Consider the following 23,477-nt stretch of genomic DNA (forward strand, 5'->3'; position numbering starts at 1 on the left):
GATTGCAGGCGTGTCTCGAAGTGGATATTACAATTGGGTAAAACGGCAGAAACACCCTTCTCAAAAGCAATTAGAAGACGAGCAGTTAAAGAAAAAAATCGAGGAGTGCCATAAAAAACTGAAAGGAATCTACGGGTATCGGAGAGCCAAAGTCTGGCTTAAGAGAAAATACAAACTGAATATCAACCATAAACGCGTACAAAGGTTGATGAAAGAGATGGGAATTCGTGCGGTGATTCGGAAGAAACGGCCTTATTATGGGAAGAAAGAGCCTTATGTCATTTCGGACAATCATCTAAACAGGGAATTTCACGCGTCAAAACCAAACGAGAAGTGGGTGACAGATATTACATATTTGATTTTTAATGGGCAAAAGTTTTATTTGTCTGCCATTAAGGACCTATACAATAATGAAATTGTTGCCTACCATATTAGTCCAAGAAATGACATCAAACTGGTGCTTGATACGCTAAAAAAGACCATAAAAAAACGGAATGTAAATGGACTCCTCCTGCATAGTGATCAAGGATTCCAGTATACATCCCGTCAATACAACAACTTACTTAAAAGATACAATATAAAAGCTAGTATGTCCAGAAAAGGAAACTGTTTAGACAATGCCAGCATGGAGAACTTCTTCAGCCATTTCAAGGCAGAGTGTTTTAATCTGCACTCTTTTCGCAAAGCCAAAGAGGTCAAGGATGCCATACACAAATACATTCGTTTTTATAACCACCAACGTTTCCAAAAGAAATTAAATAACCTGAGTCCTTATGAATATAGGACTCAGGTTGCTTAAGTGTGCTTTTTTATTCCTGTCTACTTGACAGGGGTCACTTCATGTTGCCTGGTCTTTTATTATTGATTTAAAGTAAGAACGACTATTCTCTGCTGATTAAGGCTTTAAATCCGTGATAAAGTAGTGCGAAAGAAAAAATAATAATGGCAATTGATCCTACAGTTTGCAGAATTGGTGTTAAACTATCTAAAAATGAGACAACTTCTACTCTTAATAAAGCAAATCCTGCTAGAACGGCTAAAAATAGTGTTAGTAAATAATTCATTATTTGATCCCTCCTTTAATGACAGAGTATGCGAAGGAGAAATGTATTGCATGGGCATTTATCTCACTTTATATGCATAAAAAAACAAACCAAAATAATTGGTTTGTTTTTTAGAAAAGGACCTCTGATTCGGGTAAAGCGATTTGTTTGAGATCTGTTTCCTCATCATTGGCCATTTTTGTTACTTCAATATATTTAATATGGTGTTCTTCCATTTCCAGAATCTTAAAGGAAAAAGCGTCATGGACGATTGTGTCTCCTTCTTTTGCTTCATAGTTTTCAGTTAGGATCCAGCCGCCAATCGTGTCAACATCCTCGTCATCAATATTGATTCCCAATAGGTCATTCACTTCGCTTACTAACACTTTCGAATCAATAATATAATGATTTTCTTTGATTTTGCGAATCTCTGGAATTTCATCCATATCAAATTCGTCACGAATATCTCCAACAATCTCTTCAAGAATATCCTCAACGGTAACGATCCCTGATGTACCGCCATATTCATCCATTAATACTGCCATATGCATGCGGTCCTTTTGCATTTTTACAAGTAAATCATGGATTGGTATCGTTTCAATTACTCGAATGATCGGACGTATATACTTTTCCATGGTTTGAAGAGAAGGTTGTTCAATACCAATAAAATCTGTCATAACCTCTTTTGCGTTTACAAGACCGATAATATGGTCCTTATCTCCATCAATAATTGGATATCTTGTAAACTTTTCTGTTTTAATAACATTTAAAAATGTCTCTAAAGTGTCATCTTTAGACAAGGAGACAATTTCAGTTCTCGGAACCATTATTTCTTTAGCAATTCGATTATCAAAATCAAAAATTTTATTTACATACTTAAACTCAGACTGGTTAATTTCACCACTTTTATAGCTTTCTGAAAGGATAATTCGAAGCTCTTCCTCTGAATGGGCAAGTTCGTTTTCTGAAACAGGTTTTAGACCAAAAATCCTTGAAACAAGACGTGCCGACCCATTCAGTAGCTTAATAAAAGGATACATCACCTTATAAAAATAAATGAGCGGACGTGACAGGGTCAGTGTAATCCATTCTGCCTTATGAATTGCCAATGTTTTAGGGGCAAGCTCTCCTACTACAACATGAAGGAATGTAATAGAAGCAAAGGCGATAGATACAGATAAAATTTTTGTTGCGCTATCTGGAATATGCATAGCAACAAAAACAGGACCAAGCAAGTGCTCAATGGTTGATTCACCAATCCAACCTAATCCTAAAGCGGTGATTGTAATACCCAGTTGACAGGCAGAAAGATATTCATCCAGGTTGGAGATTACTTTCTTCGCTGATACAGCCTTCGAATTACCTTCTTCTATTAACTGATCAATTTTTGAACTTCTAATTTTTACAATAGCAAACTCTGAAGCTACAAAAAAAGCAGTTAAAGCAATTAAAATGGCTATCAAAACCAAGTTAAATATGTCCAAATAAGCCCTTAGCTCGTGATTAACGAGTAAGGTGTCACCTCCTAGTTTTATAACAAATGACTCGTAACGTAATAAATCAATTTGAATAATGCTGTTCTAAGCAGACTTAAATTACTGTTCATTTACTTCAATTGCTTTTCATCCAATTAAGAAACGGGATGAAATCACACAGATTGTGATGCTTCGAAAGAGCACGATTGTGATTATCTACCTTTGACATCTAGATACTTTGAACCTCTGTATACCTAGTTTCTTTACATCACGTCTAAAGGCAAATGGAGTTTTTTCCATTCTTTAATAATATATTGCCTCCAGTGATTTTTCCGTATAGATGCGGTAATTGGATTTCGAGCGTTCTGTTTTATAAGTTAATATAATAGTTGTTTAGTAATCATTAGTCCGCCTCGAAACCATTGTACACTTAGCTATCTCTTCCATTCAATAGACAGCCCATTTTACCACCTCAACAAAATAAATTAACTATAATTATAAAGAATTTTAACTGTACAGTCAAACGTTCTGGATAATTTAGGTAGTGTTCTCTACATTTTATGGGAGAATATGGCTAATATGAATGAAGCATTAATATTAATGAAATTTAAAAACAGAGTTACTGGTTACTTTTTATTAATGGCGATTATTCCACTCACGGGCAAGCATGCTGTATAGAAGGATGTCGTGATAATAACCATTTAGAAGTTCACCATCTCTAATAATTCCTTCTTTTTGAAAGCCTAATCTTTCGGGAATTGCTCTGCTTTTATGGTTGTTGATCCCACAGCGAATTTCAATCCTGTTTAATCCTAGCTCGAAGAAAGCATACCTTAGCAGAGCTTGAACAGATCTTGTAATAATACCATGCCCCTCTGCTTTTTTCGCTAGATAATATCCGATACTTGCCATTTTGTTATACCAGTCAATTTGATGAAGACCAATGGAACCGACAAGTTCTCCTCTAAAAAGAATTCCAAGATTGCAACCAGTGTTCTCAGAGAATTGAGTAAGCCAAACAGGTATAATGGACATTAATTGATAGGGGGAAGTAATGCTGTCAACCCAAGGAAGCCATTGGCGTAAGTGCCCACGATTTTTCTCAAATAGCTGATAAAGTTGTTCGGCATGCTGTATTTGAAACAGTTGAAGCTCAATTTCATGATCAACTTTTAATGTAAACATAAGGGCAAAACTCCCAATCTTTTTTACTACAGCATATGCAATCAGAAATGATCGTGTAAATATAACATTTAGATGAAAAAAGATCCCAATTTGTAAAGAGGGATCAGACTTGTACCTATATTCGCTGTTCTATTTCAGGAGATGAAATATTAATCGGTAGTGCTATAGAAAATGTTGTCTTTTCAGGGGAAGAATCACAAGAAAGTGTCCCTTTATGTTTCTCAATAATTTCTTTACAAACAAACAATCCGAGGCCTGTTCCAAGTTTTTTTGTTGTAAAGAATGGTTCAAAAATCGATTCTCTTAATTCTTCGGGAATCATTGGTCCATTGTTTGAAACAGCAATCATTAGGTTTTGATTATGTATACTGCTAATGATTTCAATGGTTGGATTCGTGTTGTTATGATGATTTAATACATCAATTGCATTGAAAATAATATTAATAATTACTTGGCGAATTTCATCGGCATAACCATAAAGTGTAACATCGCCTAATAATGACTGCTTAATTTTTACTTTACTATCTAAAATGCTAGGATATAGGAAATTTAACACTTCATCTATTAGTTTATTAACTTTGAAATATTCCTTCTCTTTTCCTATCAGTTCTTTTTTTGATAAAAGTAAGAACTGTGAAATTCGGAAGTTTAGCTGATCTAATTCACTTGAAATAATTTCTAAATATTTCATGTCTGGATAATCAGCTTTAAGCAATTGAATAAATCCTTGGATAGAGGTTAGAGGGTTGCGAAATTCATGAATAAAGCTGGATGTCATTTGTCCTAGTAAAGTCAACCTATCCTGGTGTGTCGAATCAATAAACATATTTTTTTCTTCAATAATTTTGTTTTTTGCTTCAGTATAATACGAAACGGCATAGTATAAGAATTTATCAAAACAAAAGTTGATTTTATTCATTGTTTCCTGCAGCTCTGATAATGGAACATCTAGCTGACTGATACAACTATAGAGAACAGTTCTGCCAAGGCTGACATTATATACGAATTCGCCTATGTTAATGTCGGCTTTTACTCTTTCTTCTGAAATTTCATTAGCGAGTTTTTTTACGATTTTTAATATTTCGTCTTCTGAGCGTTGATAAATATTCAGAATAACATGAAATAGGGATTTAGCGTTCTTGGATATTTTGGTTTTAAAAGGGTCATCTTCTGACACAATAATTTGCCTTTCCCATTCTTTCAGTAGCTTCTCCTCATTTTTCTCAAAATAAGTCATTAATTCTGTTTTTTCACCCGTAAACATGTTGTATCCCCCTATGGAAATAACTAATTACTTACATAATTCGCTGAAGGAAAGAAAAAATCCTTTTTTTTTATTAAAATCCATAAGGATTCTTGTCAAGAGATTAAAAGAATAGTATATTCGTTATGGTAACAATTGAATAGTTCCACAAGGGGGGCTGCGACATGCGGCTGAGAGTGAATGTTCGAGTTCTGACCCTTTGAACCTGTTAGTTAGCACTAGCGTAGGGATGTGGATTTGCCGGTTAAAATATAGCAATGCAGACAAATCCTTTCGTCTTGCATTGCTTTTTTTGTTAATAAATGCAAAAACATGTGGTCTAGGAACAAGATTTATACATTTATGAGGGGGACTAAGTATGGACAAGAAAAGGAGTAATACTCGATTTATGGCTGAAGTGGCCGTATTTTCTGCACTTGCCTATTTATTGGATTTAGCAGCTAATATTCTTTCATTAAAGATTTGGCCACAAGGTGGTTCAATTTCTATCGCAATGGTTCCTGTATTCTTGATAGCGTACCGCTGGGGAATAAAAGGTGGTTTATTAACTGGATTTTTACTGGGACTTCTACAATTCATAATTGGTTTTGCACAAATCTACACGATTCTTCAAGCAATCATAGATTATTTTATCGCCTTTACTGTAGTGGGATTTGCTGGTGTTTTTGCCGGATCCGTTAAAAAAGCACTAGAATCAGGGGATAAATCGAAATGGATGGTTTATGTTGTGGTAGGAACATTTGTAGGAAGCTTGCTTCGCTATTTTTGTCATGTCATATCTGGAATTGTCTTTTTTGGTGAATATGCCCCTGAAGGCCAGCCGGTCGCCGTTTACTCATTGCTATATAATGGAACATACATGCTTCCAAGTTTCATAATCAGTGCAATAATCGTCGTTCTGGTTATTGCAGCCATGCCTAAGCGAATGGTTGTTCAGGAACATTAATAGGGAGAATGAGGGTGCTCAAAGGTTTCAACTTTAATGGGCATCCTCCTTTTGTTTTACTCTGAATCTTGTCTGAATATTATAGGGAGCCAATGATAATAATATGTAAAATTTAAAAAGCTGGGCTAAAAATGTTTTTTTTAAGTCCTTATAGGGCAATGTCTTTTTTAAGATAAGAGAATTTATTTTTGACTGTCTTGATATGTTTATTGAAAGAACAGAGGCTATTATTCCCAAGAAAAATTTAAAGATTTTAACCTTTATTATAATCTTAATTCCTTTAAAGTAAATGTTCACAAAATGTTCATGTTACGTTATATATGGCGTGATTTTTATCACTGGAATAAATCACAGGTTATGGTAGTTTATAGATATTTATTAAAGAAGATGGGGTGGGTATCGATGTCAGATTACTCTGTTGTACTTGCAATCGGGAGTATTTTAATACTTACATATTATATTGGTTATACCATATTAAAAGCATAGGCTGCGGGCAATGTGTCCGCAGTTTTTTTATTCTTAATTTATAGTGATAAATGGTGATGAATTTAAAAAACGATACTGTTAGACGAAACGAGGAAGGGGATAGTAAAAAATTAAGGAGAATGAAAGCCCCCTCAAAATGGAGGGGGCTAAGCCATATTATTAATTTGTATAATGTGTTTTACTTTTTCTTAGCGTTGAAATCCGCCGCCAAGTTGAGATTCAGCCATTTGTACTAGACGTTTTGTGATTTCTCCACCGACAGATCCATTTGCACGAGAAGTTGTGTCAGCGCCAAGAGTTACACCAAATTCTTGAGCAATTTCATATTTCATTTGTTCAAGTGCTTGTTGTACTCCTGGTACTAAAAGTTGGTTAGAGTTGTTGTTGTTAGGCATAGTAGTTAACACTCCTCTTAATAAGTTTGGGGTTAGTATGGAATTGAACCATATTATAAGCCGCCTTGGCCTAACCCATATTATTAATGATTTTTTTACTAGGAAAACTTTACCATCTAGCAAATAAAGGAGCTGATTGTTTTGTTAATTGGATGATCTGCAGTATGATGACGATTTCCTTTCAACCATCAATTTTTTGTTTTTTTGCTGTTTGTATTCTTTATTATGATTTATTTCTAAGGGCTTATTCGATTGTTGGGTTTGGTAATTTATTCCCAGTAATAGAGGCAATCCATTAACACAAACTAAGGATATATTCTAAAAATAAAGGGTGATTTGATATGTCCATCTGCCCGGTTTGCAATGGATTAAGGGAAGTATATATATTATGTACCAACTGTGGAGAACCTATGTTGGAAAGCGGTAGGCTTCAAGATTATTACGATGATTATAGCCCATATATGGATATTGATTTAATGAAAATGGAGGATGGATTTACGGACACCTATTCTGGCCATAAATGTCCACATTTGTATCGCTGTCCAGCGTGTGCAAATGAAGAAGTGATGTTTATTAGAGAATAAAACCCCGTTCCAAGGAACAGGGTTTAAATCGAATTTTACATTTCACTAGATGGACGTACGCGTACTTCTGTATCTGCATCGAAGAAATGAGCTTTGTTTAAATCAAAAGCTAATTCTAATGTTTCGCCAGGTTTTACATCGGAACGTGAATCAAGTCGGGCAACAAACTCTTGGTCATCGATGCTTGAATAAATCATTAATTCAGCTCCTGTTAATTCTGCAACATCAACTTGAGCATTAATTTTTGTACCGGATGAGGCTTCAATGAAAACTGGTTCATCGTGTATATCTTCTGGACGGATTCCAAGGATCATGGATTTGCCAACATAACCTTGTTCGCGAAGATATTTCATTTTTCCTTCAGGAACTATAATTGAATGATTGCCTATGATAAATTTGCCATCATCTAATTTGCCATTTAAAAAGTTCATAGCTGGTGATCCGATAAAACCTCCAACAAAAACGTTTTCCGGTTTTTCATATACCTCTTTTGGCGCCCCTACTTGTTGAATGACGCCGTCTTTCATGACAACTAATCGAGTGGCCATAGTCATCGCTTCAGTCTGGTCATGGGTTACATAAATTGTCGTCGTATTTAAGCGGCGGTGAAGCTTGGCAATTTCAGCACGCATTTGAACACGAAGCTTGGCATCAAGGTTTGATAATGGCTCGTCCATTAAGAAAACTTTTGCATCACGGACAATGGCACGGCCAAGTGCTACACGCTGGCGCTGACCGCCGGAGAGAGCTTTTGGCTTGCGGTTTAAGTAAGGTTCAAGACCAAGAATTTTTGCAGCTTCTTTTACACGACGATCAATTTCATCTTTAGGGAATTTCCGTAACTTTAAACCGAATGCCATGTTATCATATACGGTCATATGAGGATAAAGCGCATAGTTTTGGAAAACCATTGCAATGTCCCGGTCTTTTGGCGCCACATCATTCACTCGTTTGCCGTCAATATAAAAATCACCTTTTGAAATTTCTTCTAATCCTGCAATCATTCTTAAAGTGGTAGATTTACCGCAACCTGAAGGGCCGACAAACACGATGAATTCCTTATCTTGAATGTGTAGGTTAAAATCTTTAACAGCTGTTACTTTGTTATCATAAATTTTATAAATATGATCTAATTTCAATTCAGCCATTTTGAAAGCCTCCCTAATTTTTGTTATTTTCAGTTTACAGGCTTTGGCTGAAAATCTATATGGACAGTCTGCACAAAAAATGAAAGCGCTTTTTTGGGCAATGTGTTATTTTTGTTGTTTCATATACATTTGGCAGGCAAAAAAAACGGTAAAAGCCCCGTAAAAATCCTTTAATCCGATTCCTGTTCGCTCTACAAACTTATCAATACGGTATTGCAATGTATTTCGATGAATATATAGTTTTTTGGCGGTTAAACTAGAGTTTAAATTATTTTCCAAAAAAATAAGTATCGTTGAAAATAAATCCGGGTCTTGTTCAAAAAGGTCAAACATTTTTTTTAGTTCAGGTGTCATCAAATCTGAAGGTGAATGGTAAGCTAAATATGCTGGAAAAACCCGTTCAAATGTATAAAGATTTGTGTTGCCTAATCTGGCTAAGGCAAATGTAAAATAGTCTCTTTCTTGTTGAAAATTATCACGAAGCTGTTCTGACATGTAATAAAGCTTTCCTAGAAAAAAGGAAATTTTTACAAAAAAATCACTTTCGAGCGTCTCTGAAGCTGTCATTAATTCATCTTCAGAAAGTGAAATTTGCTTTTTTTCTTCAATGATGATTCCTTTATTGCAATTTTCCCAAACAATAATGACTTCATCAGAAAAAAAACCTTTGAATGCTGATTCCAGTTCCATTTGGTCAGGTTCATTTCCGTTAATCTGAAACTGAATAAAACGATATGAAGTATTGGTATTATTTGTAGGACTAGGTCCGTTTAAAAATAAGTATTCCTGCCACTGTCCTGCAGCAGTAGTATAAGAGGTAGTTTGAAAATCCTTTAATTCGTATAGTGTTTTAAGCAGTGTGAATTCCTTATCTGAAATAGAAAATTTCGGAATACCGACCCAATCATTTTCATTCTTATCATAAAAGATATAAAACTGTTCAGAAGGTTTTTCTGGTGGTTCAGAAAACAAAACCGCGTCTTCGTATATTGATAATAGCTTTCTTAACATCATTCATTTCCCCATTTTTTTACTTAGATCTATTATAACATTAGAAAAGCGTAAGCTCCCTGCTTAGCTGCGTATGGCCTGGAGGTTCTCCGACTGAGATAAAGGAAATACGAGGAGCCGGAAAGGCGATTCGATGTTGACTTATCGTAGGGAGGAGACCGAAGGACACTAGCAGCTAGGGTGCTGGAGCTAGACAATTCTCGAAGTCAAAGAGATATTTTCTTATCTATTAGAAAAGCGTAAGCTCCCTGCTTAGCGTCGTATGGCCTCCTTCCAAAAGCTATCGCTTTCGGTCGTGCGATGTTGATACTGCCGAAGCCTTCCTTGTGGTGGTCTCCGACTGAGATAAAGGAAATACGAGGAGCCGGAAAGGCGATTCGATGTTGACTTATCGTAGGGAGGAGACCGAAGGACACTAGCAGCTAGGGTGCTGGAGCTAGACAATTCTCGAAGTCAAAGAGATATTTTCTTATCTATTAGAAAAGCGTAAGCTCCCTGCTTAGCGTCGTATGGCCTCCTCCCAAAAGCTATCGCTTTCGGTCGTGCGATGTTGATACTGCCGAAGCCTTCCTTGTGGTGGTCTCCAACTGAGATAAAGGAAACACGAGGAGCCGGAAAGGCGAATCGATGTTGACTTTTCGTAGGGAAGAGAGCGGAGGCGTCTCGCCGCTAGGGTGCTGGAGCTAGACAATTCTTGAAATTGAACAAATAAATTTTTATCTATTAAAAAAGCTGAGCCCGATTTATTGGCTCAGCCTGTAATGTAGTATTAGAATTATTTCGCTTCATAGGGCGGCTCTTCATTTTCTAATACATGGGATTCTTCAATATTTGTTCCATCCTGACGTATGTGAACAGATCCGCCGGACAATCCTTCATTTATCATTCGATCTATATCTAAGTAGGCTTTGTCTCTGCCTTCATATTTTGTATCTTCCTTAATAAGCTCTTTATTTTTTTCTTGCACGATTACCATCCCTTTCCCAAATCTAATTATATTTTGTGAGAAAGGAGGCATTTTCATACAAGATCCACCATTATTCATAAACATGGTACAGCATAAGTTCATGAATTTGACTTGTCAGAAATTCGATTTCTTCTTGTTCCGGGGTATTTGTCGTCCATTCAATTTTTCCAGTTTGATGATAAATTCCGGTGTATCGTTCCTTCTTATAATAGAAGGAAAAATTCCATCCAGGAATGTTCTTATTTTCAAATAATGGCTTTAACTGAAAATGCATGATCATGTCGCTTTTCCCCCCTGTGTACAAGTTTGTAACATCTTTACTTCAAGCTTACCTGTTTACACAGTGGAAGGGAAGAAAAAAATGTAATTAGGTAAAATTTGGTATATGATAAAACAAATGGCATAGTCGTTCGATTTTTTTCTCTTCAATTTCCGGTTCATCAAAACTCATTGGTTTTGAATTGACTTCAAATATATAATACCGGCCATCCTTGCTAATTCCCGCATCAATGGAAAATTCACCAAAAAAACCGAACTCTTTTGACAATGTATTTCCGATTGGGGAAATGATCGATTGAATAAATTGATCATGTTCCTCCGTTTGCAGTAAAGGATAAGGCACGATCCTGCCACCTGAAATGGTGTGGGTAGTAATATCTTGTCTTTGGGATTGGCGGATGCCAACACCAGTTAAGGAGTAGTCTAATGGATCAGCATGAACGAGGATTCGAAAATCAAAACGTTTTCCTTCATACTCAGCAGAGTGGATATCCATTTGAGCCAAGTAGTTTTTGTCAATTAAAGTTTGTTCCCACACATCCCAAAAATGTTGGAAGGTTAAGTAAGTTTTTTGTGTTGTTCGTCCTTCTAATAGTAATTGATTGGAAGTGGATGTTTTTAAACGGTAAATTCCAGATCCTTTGGATGATTGAGCAGGTTTAAGATAAATGTTTTTATGTTTATTAAGGAAGGAAAAAAATTCTGTTTTTTCTTGTATAGGAATGGTATCAGGTAAATATTTTTTTATTTTTGGATGATTACCCATTAGTTTATAAAATTTGTACTTATCAATAAAACCTGGATTAAAATACGGGATTTTTCGATCCTTTAAAGAAGAAAAAAATATCCGGCAAAGTTCGGATTGCTCAGTTGTTCGAAACGGAATTCGGTTATATATGACGTCAGGATAAGGAAATGAGGCTTTATTCCACTTATTGTGATCAGGGGAATAAATGAAACCCTCAATCCAATCATGATGAACCCCTTCCAAAGTAAAGATAAAGCTTATTCCATGAAGTGAAATAAGCTTTTTTTGAATCTTTTTAAATAGTGGTATATTTCCCGCTAACGATCCATCTTTATTTTGGGCTGATAAGATTCCGACAAGCGGTCGTGATTGTATATTATTCATTTGTACAATTCCTCGGGATGAAGTAAGGACTGTTCCGTCAGGAAAACTGCATAGGCCAGAGATAATTTACGGGTTAATAGATCAAAATCTTTCATTTTCGGATGGCTAAAAATGGACCTGCCTGGTTTAGAATTTGCTTCAAATAGCCAAACATCACCATTTCGGTCAATTCCTAAGTCGAAACCGATCTCTCCAATAATGCCCTCAATATTTTGCTCAAGCACGTTGCTTAAGTCCAAAGCAGCTTTTGAAAGCTTTTCAGTGTATATATTACATTCTTCTTTATTAAATATTTCATTAATTGTTTTGACTTCTCCACCGTTTCTTTTATGTGTTGTTACACTACCTTGCCCAGCTATTTTTGCTGCAATGGCACTTACTTTCCAATTTCCTGTTTCATCTTTATTTGTATGAACACGAAAATCTACTGGACGTCGGTCTTTACGGATAAGGTGTATTCCTTGCTGAACGATCATATTTTCAAGTGACTGGTTACCAAATACCCATTTAAATAATAATTCTAGACTTGGAAATTTTCTTAGTCGATTTCTTTCTTCTGAATCTTGATACCGGCAGTAATATTTACCTGTTTCACGATCATAGATGATTTGATGAATTCCTAATCCAAGACTGCCATTTCTCGGTTTGACAAACACATGACCATATTTGGAAAGCATGGTTTCGATAATAGAGAAGGATGTAAACGGATGAGTTTCAGGGAGATATCTTTCAACCGAGCTATCTTGTTCCAGTCTTTCATAAATATCTAGTTTGTTAAAGAAGCCAGGGTTATACCAAGGGATAAGATATTCTTTTTGAAGCCGTTCTTTTACCTTCATTAATTTTGGAATTCTTTCACTTTTTCGGTTAGGAAGTCGATCGTAAATCACATTTGGAAAGGGGACTTCAAGTTGCTGCCATCGATTGTTTTCATAAAAGTACCCTTCAATGGTTCCTTGTTTCCAATCAATATGTTGTTCCCCAAACACAAAAGATAGGGCACCAACCGTTTTATTTACAGATAAGAGTTTAGAAAAAAACTGTGTTCTTTCACCGATCGGTTGTTCATCAAGATCGGTAAAACCTGCTGTAAAGATACCAACCAGTGGACCAATGAAAAGTGTATTTCCATTAATAAAAAGATGATAAGGTTGCTTGAAATCCGGAATTTGCAGTGCATGTTGAATGTGCCTATTTATGACAATGCAGTTGTCACTGTCTGGGTGAGGAAGAAATTCTGCTTCCACTGATTTAGAACCAAAGGCAATTCTTGTTAGCTCCTTCTCTTGAAAAATAGAAGGTGGACAAAAAACGATCATTTGATCATTTTGTACGAACTCAATGAGATAATGTTTTCGCATAAAAGTCCTTCCTTTCTTGATGATCTGTTTCGGAAAGGTGTTTTGCGTAAAGAAGTGGAGCTTTGAAAAGTTGCTCCTTTATTTCTGGGAAAGTATTCAAAAGTAATTTTCTTCCAGGTTTCGAATTGATATCGAGAATCCAAATAGAACCGTTTTTGGCGATCCCAATGTCCACTCCAATTTCAAACAACGGTGGAAACTGATCTTCAAGTAGACGGGGCAGGGCACTTATAATATAGTCTAGTTCGGACCGGATATAATCGGCTTTGTTTTTCGGTATAGAAGTGATCCAATTAGAAAATGTTTCAATTGTTCCTCCTGCACTTAAATTGGATAAAATTCCTCCCGTATTTCCAATTCGTATCCCGCGTCCAAGCTCTTTCCATATTCCATGTTCATTTTTTTGCAATAGAATGCGAATATCGAATGGTTGGTGGTCCTCATTTGATAATTCCAAATATGGCTGTAGAAGATAGTCGTACTTTTTAATAAGAGGTTGGAGCCATTGAAGCAGTTTGCTTTCCGTTGGGAAAATTCTTGAAATGATCTTTCTTTGTTTTTCTGTTTTTACGTGAAAGGACTTATTAGATTTCTTTACATAATAAATGCCAAATCCTTGTGAACCATTAACTGGTTTTAAAATGATTTTTTTTCCTTCATGTAATTCCTTCATAACGAGATCTGCTTTTTCGATCAATTGGCTATTTGGGAGGTAAGGAGATAATTCGGTGGTTTTTAATGATTCATATAAATCAAACTTGTTAGGAAGACCATATCCTAAAAAGTGTATATCCTTTCTATTCTTTAGCCAGGATACAATGGGCAGACATTTTTTTGAATGTTCATCCTCTCCATAAAAGCATCGGTCATAAAGAATGGAAGGAATGGTGAAAGTATCTTTTTTCCAATTCCCGGTTTCAGAATCAAATCTAAGACCTGATACTTGTAGGGTATGAGGATTAATTTGAGAAGGGACAAAACGAAAGCATTCCACACCACATGAATGTGAATGTTTTGCCATTTCAGTTATATAAGTAGCTTCGCTATCTAGGTGTAAAGACATAATTCCAAGGGCTAACAATTTAATGAGCCTCCTTATCCTAAATGGATTCAAATGCAAGTATCGTACTAAATTGAATAATGGCTTTTGCTGATGGCCTAATTTTTCCATCATCATGGAATAATTTAGATGGTTTGGAGTTGACTTCAATTAACCAAGGATTACCTTCTTTGTCTACTCCAATATCAATTCCAAGCTCACCGGTAATTCCTGAAGTATTCTTGCTGATTCCCTCAGCCGTTTCAATGGCGAGTCTTTTTATTTTCGTGATAGCTTCCATGGATTTTTTTCGAGTCATGGATTCTCGAAACACGGCATGTGGCCGCATGGTTATACCCCCCCTTGCCATGTTTGATACAAATTCATCTTCTGCTCCTACTCTTGCAACAATCGAAGTAATTTTCCACATATGTTTTAAATCTTTATGGACTAGAACTCTAAAATCTAGTGGACGAGATTGATAGGGAAGAAAATGAATCCCTTGCTGGACAATGCAAATACGATTTTGCTGAAGTGATTTAATTTGTTGATACAGTTGATCTAGTGTAAATTTTTGTTCAGAATTCGCTGGTGGTGGACTAATCGAGGTTTGAATGGAAAATAAGTCATCCCTTTCTTTGGTTAATTTAATAATATTTTTTCCTTGGCTACCGTGAATCGGCTTTATAAAAACAGTTTCATATTTTTGAGCAAACTCTAATAAATTCTCCTTAGAAAATAGTTTCGTATCAGGGATAGAGTCTAAAAGTTGATTTTCATTCTTTATCTGTTCAAATACTTCCCATTTAGAAAGAAACCGGTCATTGAAAATAGGTATGGACAAATTCTCGAGTTTATTGCGGAATTTTTTAAATGACTCTTTTTGTTCCAGTTTTCTAGAATGGACGCGATTGTAAACAACATCTGGTAATGGCAGGGAGGCTGGATGCCATTTTCCCTCACTAAAGTAATAGCCTTTCGAATCAAAGGATTCATAAGAAAATACATAAAAAAATCCACCGTGATCTTTTACTATAGAATGTAGTTCCTCACAGAACTTGTGAATGGACCGAAAAAATGGTTCTTCATTTTCTTTGACGTGAAAATCAGTCAAGAGTCCAATTACCGGCCCCAACAGGATCGTATTTTCTGCTGTACAATATTTCGCTTTCAATTTATATCTATTTATTGGAAGTCTAAAGTGGTGAAACATATTTTCAGGAAGAATGATCTCATTGGAAACCATTTCGATTATTTGTATATTTGCCTTAATGGTAGTCCTTCCTAATTTCATGTAAATATTATTGCATTGATTTATTTGTAATTGGTTATACAAATGATGGGACATTTGTATAAGACAATCTTGTTTGTCTGGTGATTTTCTGACTGTCATTATGAGCGGGATGAATGGAAAAGACATAATCACTCCTCATTTATACTTAAATAAATAGGCATTCGTGTATAGTATCTTATGTAATAAAGGAAAAGTTGGTGATTTGAACATTCTCGCTTTTCATTGAATAGTTTGTTATAGTTGTAAGGAATTGTATCCTAAAGGAGTGGATTTAAAATGGCAATTAATTTATATGATTCTGCCTATGCATTAGAAACGGCGATTCGTCAAAGTGATGAGTATAGAAAATTGCAAGAAGCATATCATGCAGTTACAGCTGATCCTGAGGCAAAACAAATGTTTGATCAGTTTCGTCAAATTCAACTGAATCTTCAGCAAAAGCAAATGATGGGGCAGGATATTTCCGAGCAGGAGGTTCAACAGGCTCAAGCAACGGTTGGAATGGTTCAACAAAACGCAAAAATTTCTCAGCTTATGCAAGCAGAACAACGAATGAGTATGATTATTAGCGAATTAAATCAGGTGATTATGAAACCATTGGAGGAACTATACAAACAAATATAAGAATTGTGCTTTCGGTGAATAAACCGAAAGCTTTTTTTAGTTTAGAAGATGTATTTTTGCCTTTGAGAATATTTTAGGACATGTGTCCTAATGGTGAAACGTGCATTTTGCCTACAGTCAGTCAACATCGAATCAAAATAGCTTCTTGAGTTTCCTTTCTCTCAGATGGACAACGTTACGGCAGCATTGGGATCGCACGACTGTAAGCGATAGATTTGGGGTGGAGGCCATATACTGCTGAAATCAATTGCATCTGTTCTATTAAGGGGTAAACAAACATAAAAGTAGTATAAGGGAATTTCACCATGAACAGGGGGCAGCAATATGATTTATCGCTTACTAGCGTTAAATATTGATGGCACACTCTTGCAAACAAGTGGAAGGCTTCATCGTTCGACAAAGGAAGCGATTGATTATGTACAGCAAAAAGGGATTTTTGTTACTCTCGTAACTTCCAGAAGCTTTCCATCTGCTAAAAAGGTGGCAAGAGCTTTAAAAATAAAATCACCTCTTATCACCCATCAGGGTGCATATATTTCAAACACTGATAAAAATCCGATTTTTGTTAAAAGATTAAATGAAGAGATTACCTATGATACGGTCCGATTTCTTGAAGGATTGCCTTGCCAAATCCGTCTCGTTCATGAGCAATTTTCTTTGGCGAATAAGCATAAACTGTACAATAATCTCTTGGTGAAAACTGTATTTACATCGGGAGATCCGATGTTTTATTCTCAGCAATTTGTCCCATCCCTGAGTGAATATTTGCATGATCATCGTGTTACCCCTCCAAAGATTGAGGTATATTTTGAAAATAAACGAGACTTAGAAGATGCCAAAAAAGCTTTAGAAGCCATGTTTACAGAAATTAATTGTATAAAGCTTGATGATTTACGATTAGATATTGTCCCCGAGGGAGTTTCCAAACTAAACGGTCTTATCTTCCTTGGAAATCAGCTTGGGTTTAAGTTAAAGGAAATGGTGTATATTGGAGATGGCCTAGATGATATCCCTTTAATTGAAGCCGCGGGTCTAGGAGTATCCATGTGGAATGCCCCCTATGAAGTCAAAAGGGCATCCGATTGGGTCACTCGATCTGAAAATGAACATGGTGTAGCTTATATGGTCAAAGAACATTTCAGAAAGCAGCAGCCTATTGAGTTTTTACGAAAAATGAAAATCATTAAAAAATAATTTTCTCATCTAAAATGTTGAATTCTATAAAAATATTCTATTAATGATACTAAGGGATCCAGTGACCTTAGTATTTTTTTATCATTGTGAATTATTTCCTTATATTGACCTTATTTTTTTGATTTTGTACACTAAAGGGAGTTTAATTTGAAAGGTGATAAATTTTGCGAATTTCAATTATGGGCTTGGACGATGAAAGATTTAACCGTCCGCTTGAGCTGATTGCCAATTTGTTTTTTGAGGAATCACAAATATTATTAGCTAATACGGAAGAAGCTGATATTCAAATAAAATTTGATCTGGAAATTCAGAAGGATGTGGCTGTTACTGCTGAATTAAAGGATCATAATGGAAAAGTATATTCCGCCAAATACCAAAAAGAATTATATATTGCTAATACTGAAAAAGAACGGTTCAAACAAATTAAAAATGCTGTCTCACATGTGTATTTAACCGTTTTACAAGACTGGACCGGAATGATACAAAAATGGGGGATATTAACTGGGGTCAGACCAACGAAACTTCTCCATAAAAAACTACAGGAAGGGATCCCTGTTGAATTGGCTCATAAGCAATTAAAAGAGGATTATCTGATAACAGATGAAAAAATTGAGCTAATGCAGCAAATTGTCGACCGTCAGTTGACTGTGGTCCCAGATCTTTATTCTCTAAAACGGGAAGTAAGCGTTTATATTGGTATCCCATTCTGTCCAACTAAGTGTGCTTACTGTACTTTCCCTGCCTATGCCATTAATGGCCGTCAAGGTTCCGTCGACTCCTTCTTAGGTGGTCTTCACTATGAAATGAGAAAGATCGGTACATGGCTGAAAGAAAAAGGAATAAGGATTACAACCATATATTACGGTGGAGGAACGCCGACAAGCATTACCGCTGAGGAAATGGATATGTTATACGAGGAAATGTATACATCATTTCCTGATGTGGATAAAATCCGGGAGATTACAGTCGAAGCTGGACGTCCAGATACGATCACTCCGGAAAAATTAAAGATTTTAAAAAAGTGGAATATTGACCGAATAAGCATCAATCCACAATCCTATACTCAGGAAACACTAAAAGCAATCGGCAGACATCATACAGTTTCAGAGACTATTGAGAAATATCACTTGGCTAGGGAAATGGGGATGAACAATATTAACATGGACTTAATTATTGGATTGCCTGGTGAAGGTATCCCTGAATTTACTCATTCTCTTGCCGAGACGGAAAAGTTGATGCCTGAATCTCTGACAGTTCATACACTTTCATTCAAGCGGGCCTCTGAAATGACAAAGAATAAAGAAAAATACAAGGTAGCTGACCGGGCAGAAGTTGAAAAAATGATGGATCTTGCACAGGATTGGACGAAAAAGCATGGCTATGTTCCGTACTATCTGTATCGTCAGAAAAATATTCTAGGCAATCTTGAGAATGTTGGATATTCGCTACCAAACCAAGAAAGTATCTACAATATTATGATTATGGAGGAGCAGCAGTCCATTATTGGGCTAGGATGCGGGGCATCTAGTAAGTTTATTGATCCTGTTACAGGGAAAATCACACATTTTGCCAATCCAAAGGATCCGAAGTCTTATAACGACAGCTTTGAAGCATATACCAAAGAAAAAATAAAAATCTTGGAAGAGTTATTCTCTGAAAAAGGTTCTCCTGCTTAATTGAGCAGGAGAATTTTTATTTTTATTCTCTTTTTATTGATAACGGACAGATGAGCCAAAAGCTGTCCTTTAGTGTGATCTTATAATCTTTTTGTTCCTATATAATAGATTAATGTCCTAGGATGACGAAAGGTTTATAGCTAATTTTTTTGAAGGAATACGTTCAGAAAACATTCAACAATGGTTTATTTTTATTATAAATTCGATATTTTTAGAAAATTCCTTTTTATTCAAGCTATTTCTATATATAATGAAATGGAATAATGTACTGGGAGGGATATGCTTTGTCAATCAAATACGTTACAGATAAGGTGAATGTAAAGATTGATGGTCGGGTGGCAACATTGGTGATGAATCGACCGGAGACGTTAAATGCGATGGATTTGGACATGATAAAGGGGCTTGTTTATAGGTTGAAGGAAATAAGCGAATCGGATGAGATTGATATTGTTGTCTTAACCGGTAATGGCCGTGCGTTTTCAGCAGGCGGGGATATTAAAACAATGCTTTCAAATATGAATGAAAAAGAATTTTATCTTGTAATGGACCATATTAGTGAATTGATTATTACTCTATATAGTCTTCCAAAGCTAACAATCAGTGCGATCAATGGGGCTGCTGCCGGCTTAGGATTCAGTTTGGCACTTTGTACAGACTATATAATAGCGGACAAAGATAGCAAATTGGCAATGAATTTTATTGGTATTGGTCTCATTCCTGACGGTGGTGGACATTTCTTTTTGGAGAGACGATTGGGCGAAACGAAGGCAAAACAAGTGATTTGGGAAGGAAAAATGATGACCGCAGAAGAGGCGTTTGCACTTGGGCTTGTACAAGAGATAGCAAAAGATAGCCTACAAGAAGCGGTACATAATAGAGTAGCCGAGTGGTTAAACAGCCCAATTCAGGCAATGATTAAAACCAAAAAAATATTAGCGGAAAAAAATCGCCCTCAGCTGTTGAAAATACTAGAGTTGGAGAAGCATGGCCAGCTTAAAATGAGACAGACTGCTGATCATCAGGAGGGTATTAAAGCGTTTATAGAAAAAAGAAAACCGAATTTTATTGGGAAATAAAAAATAAGAAAGAAGCCACTTGGCTTCTTTCATTTTTAAGAATTATCTCTGTTAAGGTAAATGTTGATAATAAGTATGTAAAAACTTAAATAAAAATAAGTGGGGGAGGATTGAATCGTTTGGAGATGGTTCATTGCTTCTCCATTAATTATGCTTGGAGCTATTCTATTCTCATTGACCATTGACCATATGGGGATTATAGGTCATATAATTATGAGATTAATATAGGATTTGGCTGTTTTATGGTTAGTCTAATAGTAAAAGGTAAAAAAGGAAAAAAACAATTAGTTTAAAAAGAATTAGGGAAACCCCATTTTTAAGAGTTTCCCTTAATAATTACATAAATTTTTACATTAAAGATTAACAGAGCCTAAAAATTAAGAATGAAAAAGAAGAAGTTTACCAGATGGTGAAGTGCAGCGATGGGTTTTGTTTAATAAGCTTTTCTCTGATAATAGTTTTTCTCCTAGTTTTTTAGCCTCTTCATCATTTTCAGCCTGAAAGGTTTCATCTAGAATTTTTTCTCCATTTGCTTCAAAAGCAGTTATTTTATACATTTTCATCGAACATTCCCCTTTTATATTAAAATAATTTCGACTTCGAGAATGGTTTCCCGCTAGCTCCCGTCGCTTTCTGTCATACATTTAGTTAACATCGAATCACTCCGGATCTTAAGTTACCTATTTCTCAGATTAAGAGTTTCACAAGGAGGTCTTCGTAGCATAAGTATTGCACGACCAAAAGCGACAACATTTGGGAGGGGGCAATACACCACTGATCTGGATGTTTGTAATTTTATTAAATATTCTTACTATTATTTTTGCATAAATTCATAAAATATGCAAAGTAAAGAATATTCCTCCATGATATGGTATATTTAGTAAGATGAAAGGAGTGAAAGAAATGGTTCTTCAAATAGATCATGTAACAAAACGATTTGGTACATTTACTGCCGTTAATAATTTGTCACTAACCATTCCCGAAAAGGAGATGTTTGGCTTTTTGGGAGCAAATGGTGCCGGTAAGACGACCACGTTTCGGATGATATTGGGACTTTTGGATCCGAGTGAGGGTAGGATTACTTGGGATGGAAAGGAACTAAACTACTCTACGAGTCATCTTGTCGGTTATCTTCCAGAGGAAAGAGGCCTTTATCCAAAATTAAAGGTCCGTGATCAAATCATATATTTAGCTAGATTAAAAGGGATGTCTAAAAGGGAAGCTTTGAAAGAGTTAAGATGGTGGTTAGAGAGATTTAAAGTTCCAGAGTATGAAAATAAAAGAGTGGAAGAGCTATCGAAAGGGAATCAGCAGAAAATTCAATTCATTGCTGCTGTTTTACATAAACCAAAGCTGTTGATTTTAGATGAACCATTCAGTGGTCTTGACCCAGTTAATGTGGAACTTTTAAAAGAGGCCGTATTGTCATTGAAAGAAAGTGGGACTACGATTGTGTTTTCCAGCCACCAAATGCATCATGTTGAGGAAATGTGTGAGCATTTGTGCATCTTACATAAAGGCAAGCCAGTTGTTCATGGTTCTTTAAAAGAAATTAAACGGGCCTTCGGTAAAAAGAATCTAATCATTCATGCTGACTTTTCATTGGATGCACTAAAACAATTTCCAGGTGTTGTCAAGGTGAAAAACACAACAGAAGGTATGGAATTACAGATTGAGGGGGAACATGTCGCCCAAAGAATTCTATCTGAGATCGCGGGAAAAGGGTTTATTCGGAAATTTGCGTTAGAAGAACCTTCATTGAATGATATTTTTATTGAGAAAGTAGGTGATTCTTATGAATAACTTTTGGATCATCCTTCATCATACGTATATAAATAAATTAAAAAGTAAATCATTTATTACTACGACCTTATTGTCGATAGTCATTGTAATAGCCATGACTAACATTAACAAAATCATTGAAGTTTTTGATGGAGATAGCGGATATAAAGTAGCTGTATTAGATGAAACGGGTCAGCTATATGAACCGTTTAAGAAACAGCTCTCTGTTATTAATAAAGAGATTAAATTATTTAAAAGTAACAAAAGTGTAGAAAAAGTGGAAGAAGCGGTTGAAAATGGAGATTATGATGGTGTCATATTACTGCATCTAAATAAAGAACAGTTGCCTGAAGCAATCTTTAAAGCCAAGAGCTTCTCAGATACTTCTTTGTTTACAGATATACAAACTGGTCTACAACAATTAAAAACAATGCTTGCTGCTTCAAAAATAAATTTGACACCAGAGCAGCTACAAAAATTGTATGAACCGGTATCCATTGAAAATGTCGCCCTAGAAAAAAATGCTAAAACAGAGGAAGAATTAAATCAAGCGAGGGGACTTGTCTACATTCTTCTTTTTGTGATCTATTTTTCGGTTATTATGTATGCCAGTATGATTGCAATGGAGGTTGCTACTGAAAAGTCCTCCAGAGTGATGGAAATCTTAATTTCTAGTGTTTCACCTATCAAGCAAATGTTTGCCAAAATAATAGGAATTGGTTTATTAAGCTTAACCCAACTTACAGCATTTTTGTTAATTGGTTATTTCTCACTAAAACAAAATATGAAATCGTTAAATGATGGTTTCTTTGAAGTATTCGGATTTGGAAATATCCCGGTTGAAACGATTTTCTATGCTATTCTTTTCCTTATTCTCGGTTATTTTCTCTATGCCACACTCGCCGCATTTTTAGGTTCACTCGTAAGCCGGATTGAAGATGTACAGCAAATGATCACTCCAATGACTTTTCTTGTAATTGCTGGTTTTATGATTGCGATGTTTGGGCTCGCTAAGCCTGATGCCACCTTTATTACTGTTACATCATATATTCCATTTTTTACACCTATGATCATGTTTCTACGAGTAGGAATGCTAGAGGTTCCTTTATGGGAAATAATTTTGGGAATTGGCATCCTCTTGGTTACGATTATCGCTTTGGCGGTTTTTGGTGCAAAAGTCTATCGTGGCGGAGTGTTAATGTATGGAAAATCAAATTCATTTAAGGATATTAAAAAAGCATTGCAATTAACAAAGAATGAGTAATTAGAGGGGCTTAGACGGTACTGCACCCCAAAAGTTAGAGTTAAAATCTAACTTTTGGGGTGTTTTTTATGGCTAAATATAGTGAAGAATTTAAGCTGATGGTTGTACTAGAATATCTTAATGGTCCATTAGGTTGTGGATTACTTGCAAAGAAATATAAGCCACTAGCAGAATCACAGTTAAGACGATGGGTACGAGCTTATCAAGAATTTGGTCGAATTGGTTTGGCAGCCAAGAAAAATAAGCAGTTTT

At 35.7% G+C, this 23,477-nt stretch carries 24 protein-coding genes and 1 riboswitch; of the genes, 10 read left to right on the top strand and 14 right to left on the bottom strand.

The genetic code is table 11. The features are described from left to right. A partial coding sequence (locus tag GZA11_RS13170; protein WP_163184168.1) for an IS3 family transposase occupies positions 1–799 on the top strand: 799 nt, incomplete at its 5' end. A gap of 82 nt (positions 800–881) precedes the next feature. Here the strand turns inward: GZA11_RS13170 and GZA11_RS13175 are convergent. From GZA11_RS13175 to GZA11_RS13190, 4 genes are all read right to left on the bottom strand, one after another. Continuing rightward, entirely contained in the window at positions 882–1,064 is a 183-nt protein-coding gene (locus tag GZA11_RS13175; protein ID WP_038540140.1) for a hypothetical protein, read from the bottom strand. Positions 1,065–1,174: 110 nt separating this feature from the next. Further along, positions 1,175–2,527, bottom strand: a complete 1,353-nt coding sequence (locus GZA11_RS13180; RefSeq protein ID WP_163184170.1) for a hemolysin family protein — start codon at positions 2,525–2,527, stop codon at positions 1,175–1,177. A 627-nt stretch (positions 2,528–3,154) separates the two neighbouring features. Further along, positions 3,155–3,703 carry a GNAT family N-acetyltransferase gene (locus GZA11_RS13185; protein WP_163184172.1) on the bottom strand — a complete coding sequence of 183 codons (549 nt, stop codon included), beginning with the start codon at positions 3,701–3,703 and terminating at the stop codon, positions 3,155–3,157. A gap of 115 nt (positions 3,704–3,818) precedes the next feature. Then, positions 3,819–4,967 carry a histidine kinase N-terminal domain-containing protein gene (locus GZA11_RS13190; RefSeq protein ID WP_163184174.1) on the bottom strand — a complete coding sequence of 383 codons (1,149 nt, stop codon included), beginning with the start codon at positions 4,965–4,967 and terminating at the stop codon, positions 3,819–3,821. Positions 4,968–5,107: 140 nt separating this feature from the next. Continuing rightward, a riboswitch (TPP riboswitch) is annotated at positions 5,108–5,214 on the top strand. Between the two features lie 111 nt (positions 5,215–5,325). Between GZA11_RS13190 and thiT the strand changes: the two genes are divergently transcribed. Beyond that, entirely contained in the window at positions 5,326–5,913 is a 588-nt protein-coding gene (thiT, locus tag GZA11_RS13195; RefSeq protein ID WP_038540151.1) for an energy-coupled thiamine transporter ThiT, read from the top strand. A 674-nt stretch (positions 5,914–6,587) separates the two neighbouring features. On the opposite strand, the gene GZA11_RS13200 is transcribed toward thiT, so the two are convergent. Next, positions 6,588–6,794, bottom strand: coding sequence for an alpha/beta-type small acid-soluble spore protein (locus GZA11_RS13200; RefSeq protein ID WP_038540155.1), 207 nt, complete (start codon positions 6,792–6,794; stop codon positions 6,588–6,590). 341 nt (positions 6,795–7,135) lie between these two features. On the opposite strand from GZA11_RS13200, the gene GZA11_RS13205 reads away from it, so the two are divergent. Next, positions 7,136–7,378, top strand: coding sequence for a hypothetical protein (locus tag GZA11_RS13205; RefSeq protein WP_038540161.1), 243 nt, complete (start codon positions 7,136–7,138; stop codon positions 7,376–7,378). 35 nt (positions 7,379–7,413) lie between these two features. On the opposite strand, the gene GZA11_RS13210 is transcribed toward GZA11_RS13205, so the two are convergent. The 8 genes from GZA11_RS13210 to GZA11_RS13245 form a co-directional block, all read right to left on the bottom strand. Beyond that, on the bottom strand, positions 7,414–8,526 hold the full coding sequence (locus GZA11_RS13210) for an ABC transporter ATP-binding protein (protein WP_163184175.1): 1,113 nt from the start codon (positions 8,524–8,526) through the stop codon (positions 7,414–7,416). Between the two features lie 105 nt (positions 8,527–8,631). Next, positions 8,632–9,537 (bottom strand): PucR family transcriptional regulator, encoded by a 906-nt coding sequence (locus tag GZA11_RS13215; RefSeq protein WP_163184176.1) that lies wholly within the window; start codon positions 9,535–9,537, stop codon positions 8,632–8,634. A 775-nt stretch (positions 9,538–10,312) separates the two neighbouring features. Next, positions 10,313–10,504: a hypothetical protein gene (locus GZA11_RS13220; RefSeq protein ID WP_235925036.1), complete on the bottom strand. Its 192-nt coding sequence runs from the start codon at positions 10,502–10,504 to the stop codon at positions 10,313–10,315. 70 nt (positions 10,505–10,574) lie between these two features. Beyond that, positions 10,575–10,784, bottom strand: coding sequence for a YheE family protein (locus GZA11_RS13225; protein ID WP_163184177.1), 210 nt, complete (start codon positions 10,782–10,784; stop codon positions 10,575–10,577). An 87-nt stretch (positions 10,785–10,871) separates the two neighbouring features. Further along, entirely contained in the window at positions 10,872–11,915 is a 1,044-nt protein-coding gene (locus GZA11_RS13230) for a YheC/YheD family endospore coat-associated protein (protein WP_038540174.1), read from the bottom strand. Beyond that, positions 11,912–13,276, bottom strand: coding sequence for a YheC/YheD family endospore coat-associated protein (locus tag GZA11_RS13235; protein ID WP_038540178.1), 1,365 nt, complete (start codon positions 13,274–13,276; stop codon positions 11,912–11,914). Before GZA11_RS13235 ends, GZA11_RS13230 begins: the two co-directional genes overlap by 4 nt. Further along, on the bottom strand, positions 13,254–14,357 hold the full coding sequence (locus tag GZA11_RS13240; protein ID WP_163184178.1) for a YheC/YheD family endospore coat-associated protein: 1,104 nt from the start codon (positions 14,355–14,357) through the stop codon (positions 13,254–13,256). The genes GZA11_RS13235 and GZA11_RS13240 overlap by 23 nt, the downstream gene beginning before the upstream one ends. 19 nt (positions 14,358–14,376) lie before the next feature. Further along, complete coding sequence (locus tag GZA11_RS13245; protein WP_163184179.1) at positions 14,377–15,735, bottom strand: YheC/YheD family endospore coat-associated protein; 1,359 nt, start codon at positions 15,733–15,735, stop codon at positions 14,377–14,379. 150 nt (positions 15,736–15,885) lie between these two features. Here GZA11_RS13245 and GZA11_RS13250 point away from each other — a divergent pair, with 150 nt between their 5' ends. From GZA11_RS13250 to GZA11_RS13265, 4 genes are all read left to right on the top strand, one after another. Beyond that, entirely contained in the window at positions 15,886–16,233 is a 348-nt protein-coding gene (locus GZA11_RS13250; RefSeq protein WP_038540183.1) for a YlbF family regulator, read from the top strand. Positions 16,234–16,557: 324 nt separating this feature from the next. After that, positions 16,558–17,427, top strand: coding sequence for a Cof-type HAD-IIB family hydrolase (locus tag GZA11_RS13255; protein WP_163184180.1), 870 nt, complete (start codon positions 16,558–16,560; stop codon positions 17,425–17,427). A 164-nt stretch (positions 17,428–17,591) separates the two neighbouring features. Continuing rightward, positions 17,592–19,103 carry a coproporphyrinogen III oxidase gene (locus GZA11_RS13260; protein ID WP_163184181.1) on the top strand — a complete coding sequence of 504 codons (1,512 nt, stop codon included), beginning with the start codon at positions 17,592–17,594 and terminating at the stop codon, positions 19,101–19,103. 284 nt (positions 19,104–19,387) lie between these two features. Continuing rightward, on the top strand, positions 19,388–20,179 hold the full coding sequence (locus tag GZA11_RS13265; RefSeq protein WP_163184182.1) for an enoyl-CoA hydratase: 792 nt from the start codon (positions 19,388–19,390) through the stop codon (positions 20,177–20,179). Between the two features lie 377 nt (positions 20,180–20,556). On the opposite strand, the gene GZA11_RS13270 is transcribed toward GZA11_RS13265, so the two are convergent. Beyond that, complete coding sequence (locus tag GZA11_RS13270; protein WP_038540193.1) at positions 20,557–20,742, bottom strand: YhzD family protein; 186 nt, start codon at positions 20,740–20,742, stop codon at positions 20,557–20,559. Between the two features lie 340 nt (positions 20,743–21,082). Here GZA11_RS13270 and GZA11_RS13275 point away from each other — a divergent pair, with 340 nt between their 5' ends. From GZA11_RS13275 to GZA11_RS13285, 3 genes are all read left to right on the top strand, one after another. Continuing rightward, positions 21,083–21,982 (top strand): ABC transporter ATP-binding protein, encoded by a 900-nt coding sequence (locus GZA11_RS13275; RefSeq protein WP_163184183.1) that lies wholly within the window; start codon positions 21,083–21,085, stop codon positions 21,980–21,982. Beyond that, complete coding sequence (locus GZA11_RS13280) at positions 21,975–23,225, top strand: ABC transporter permease (RefSeq protein ID WP_163184184.1); 1,251 nt, start codon at positions 21,975–21,977, stop codon at positions 23,223–23,225. The genes GZA11_RS13275 and GZA11_RS13280 overlap by 8 nt, the downstream gene beginning before the upstream one ends. Positions 23,226–23,293: 68 nt before the next feature. Further along, positions 23,294–23,477 (top strand): helix-turn-helix domain-containing protein (locus GZA11_RS13285; protein ID WP_163183451.1); only part of this gene is annotated, 184 nt, incomplete at its 3' end.

It is taken from the genome of Neobacillus sedimentimangrovi (genome assembly GCF_010614825.1).
Classification (GTDB): Bacteria; Bacillota; Bacilli; order Bacillales; family Cytobacillaceae; genus Neobacillus; species Neobacillus thermocopriae.